Below are 2,211 nucleotides of genomic sequence, written 5' to 3'. Positions count from 1 at the left end.
GAGCTATTTACACCGCGTCCACCGCCGATGCCGCTGCAGCCGCGCTGGATGATCTCGATGACGAGTGGGGGCGAGCCTATCCGGCGATGATACGTTTGTGGCGTAACGCCTGGACCGAGTTCGTGCCGTTCCTCGACTACGACATCGAGGTCCGGAGGGTGATCTGTACGACGAACGCGATCGAATCGTTGAACGCCCGCTACCGGCGAGCGGTCCGAGCGCGAGGGCATTTCCCCAGCGAGCAGGCCGCGATGAAATGTCTGTACCTTGTCACCCGCAGCCTCGACCCGACCGGACGAGGCCACACCCGATGGATGATGCGCTGGAAGCCAGTCCTCAACGCCTTCGCCATCACTTTCGGTGACCGCTGGCCGGGCGCCGAGCACTACTGACAACATCGCCGGAACCACCGTTCTCGTTACAGACCCCCGACCGTTGAGATGGTGACTGCTGATCTGCGTGAGGTCGCCGTCGTCCTGGACGGCGCGTACGGCGACGGCGCCACCGTCACCGAGGTCCGCCAGCAGACCCAGGCTCAGGGCCGGGAGCGGACACGACGGGTGCTAGACCGGGTGCTGGCTGGACTGCCCCGGCTACCACCACCGGGATGAGGCCTGACTCGAACTGTTGTAGGATGATGACTTACGGTGGACTACGATCAGCTGGTGAAGTTGCACTGGGCGGAGGAAGACGCCGACTACATCCGTAGCCGGTCCTCTCGCTATCCCGGCGCGATGAACCTCGACCCGGACTGGACCCAGGAAGTGGCGGCCGACGCCCGTCTCGTGGAACTGATTCCCTACCCGGCGTCTCGGGTCGGCGCGACTGGGCTCATCGGTTGGTCGGACTCTGCGGGTCGGGTGCTCGTCGTCATCGTCTACCGCGACCTGGACGGCGACCTACACGGCATGAACGCCTGGCCAGCGTCCGGTCGGGACCTGGCTACCTACAACAAGGCGGTGGAAGACGATGGACAAGCTTGACCCTCAGACCGCCCGAGCGGTGCGCGTTGATGTCCGCAGGCTGGAAGCCGAGGCTCAGGGCGTCGACCCGGCCGCTCCCTATCCCGACGGCACCACGATCGCCCGGCCCCACCAGCCCGGCCGCGGGCCCAGCCGGGTATTCAACCTGCGGCTGACCGAAGAGCAGCTCACCGAGCTGCACGCGGCAGCCCGTCGTCGTCACCTGCCGGCCTCCACGATGGCTCGGGCGTGGCTGCTGGAGCGTCTCGGCGCGGAACGGTCGTCTCAATAGAGGTGCCCCCAGCGGACAGGTCTCGAACGTCAGGCCCGGGTTCGTGACCTGCGCTCGGGGTGTCTCAGTGAGATGCTTCTATGACTGTCAAGCGGTCATCGGGGGTGTCTGGGTGGCGGTGAGGAGCCGGAAGAGTTCGCGGCTGATGTAGCGCTTGAGGATGCGGATGATCTCGCGTTTGGTGGCGCCCTCGGCGGCGCGGCGGGCTCGATAGGCGCAGGTGCGCGGGTCGTGACCGAGCCTGGTCAGGGCGATGGTGTAGAGCGCCCGATTAAGCCGGCGATCACCACCCCGGTTGAGGCGGTGGCGGCGAGTGTTCCCGGACGAGGCCTGCAGCGGGGCGACTCCGGAGAGGGCGACGAACGCGGCCTGAGCTTGACCCCTGACGCCGGACACGTCACCTGAGGTGGACCCGGTCCACCAGGGAGGATGTTGTTCGTGCCTGCACCTCACCCGCCCGAGTTCCGGCGCCGCGCCGTGGACCTCGCTCGTGCTGGCGACAAGCCGGTGTCTGCGATCGCGAAGGAACTGTCGATATCGGAGTCGTGTTTGCGGAGCTGGATGGCCCAGGCCGCCGCCGACGACACCGGCGGCTCCGATTCACGGCTGAGTAGCGCCGAGAAACGCGAATTGACCGGGCTCCGTAAGGAGAAGCGTCGCCTTGAGGTGGAGAACGAGATTCTCAAGCGGGCGGCCGCGTATTTCGCCCGGGAGAACGTTCTCCCAAAGTAGTTTTCCCGCTGGTCCGTGAACTCGCCGACGATGGATTCGACGTCGCGGTGACCTGCCGGGTCCTTGGCGTGCGCCGCCAAGGCTACTACGAATGGCGATCCGGGCACAAATCCGTTCGGGCGGTGGAGAACGAGTTGTTGCTCAAACGCATCACCACGATCCACGAAGAATCCCGCGGAACGTACGGGTGGCCGCGTGTCCACGCCGAGCTCACGCTCGGTCTGG

General features: G+C 66.1%; 6 protein-coding genes and 1 pseudogene. 6 read left to right on the top strand and 1 reads right to left on the bottom strand.

Annotation, left to right across the window (positions count from 1 at the left end):
• From FVA95_RS28445 to FVA95_RS28435, 4 genes are all read left to right on the top strand, one after another.
• On the top strand, positions 1-392 hold a 392-nt coding region (locus tag FVA95_RS28445), incomplete at its 5' end, for a transposase (protein WP_193564271.1).
• A gap of 51 nt (positions 393-443) precedes the next feature.
• Positions 444-611 (top strand): hypothetical protein, encoded by a 168-nt coding sequence (locus FVA95_RS31170; protein ID WP_161992520.1) that lies wholly within the window; start codon positions 444-446, stop codon positions 609-611.
• Positions 612-647: 36 nt separating this feature from the next.
• The gene (locus FVA95_RS28440) at positions 648-983 is read left to right on the top strand and encodes a hypothetical protein (protein ID WP_149666866.1); all 336 of its coding nucleotides are present in this window, start codon (positions 648-650) and stop codon (positions 981-983) included.
• On the top strand, positions 970-1,254 hold the full coding sequence (locus FVA95_RS28435) for a CopG family transcriptional regulator (RefSeq protein ID WP_149666865.1): 285 nt from the start codon (positions 970-972) through the stop codon (positions 1,252-1,254). Before FVA95_RS28440 ends, FVA95_RS28435 begins: the two co-directional genes overlap by 14 nt.
• Before the next feature lie 87 nt (positions 1,255-1,341).
• Here FVA95_RS28435 and FVA95_RS31165 read toward each other — a convergent pair.
• A pseudogene (locus FVA95_RS31165) lies at positions 1,342-1,632 on the bottom strand (transposase); the annotation flags it as partial.
• Between the two features lie 60 nt (positions 1,633-1,692).
• Between FVA95_RS31165 and FVA95_RS28425 the strand changes: the two are divergent.
• Both FVA95_RS28425 and FVA95_RS34175 read left to right on the top strand, forming a co-directional pair.
• A complete protein-coding gene (locus tag FVA95_RS28425; RefSeq protein WP_161992396.1) occupies positions 1,693-1,986 on the top strand; it encodes a transposase in 294 nt (97 codons plus the stop codon).
• 47 nt (positions 1,987-2,033) lie between these two features.
• A partial coding sequence (locus tag FVA95_RS34175) for an IS3 family transposase (protein WP_161992518.1) occupies positions 2,034-2,211 on the top strand: 178 nt, incomplete at its 3' end.

The organism is Pseudonocardia sp. EV170527-09 (assembly GCF_008369905.1).
Taxonomy (GTDB): domain Bacteria; phylum Actinomycetota; class Actinomycetes; order Mycobacteriales; family Pseudonocardiaceae; genus Pseudonocardia.
Note: the sequence above shows the minus strand (reverse complement) of the source record. Positions and strands in the feature narration are given on the sequence as shown.

Excerpts from the sequence above, each read along its gene's own strand:
- FVA95_RS28435 (WP_149666865.1), top strand. The coding sequence starts at position 970 with ATGGACAAGCTTGACCCTCAGACCGCCCGAGCGGTGCGCGTTGATGTC.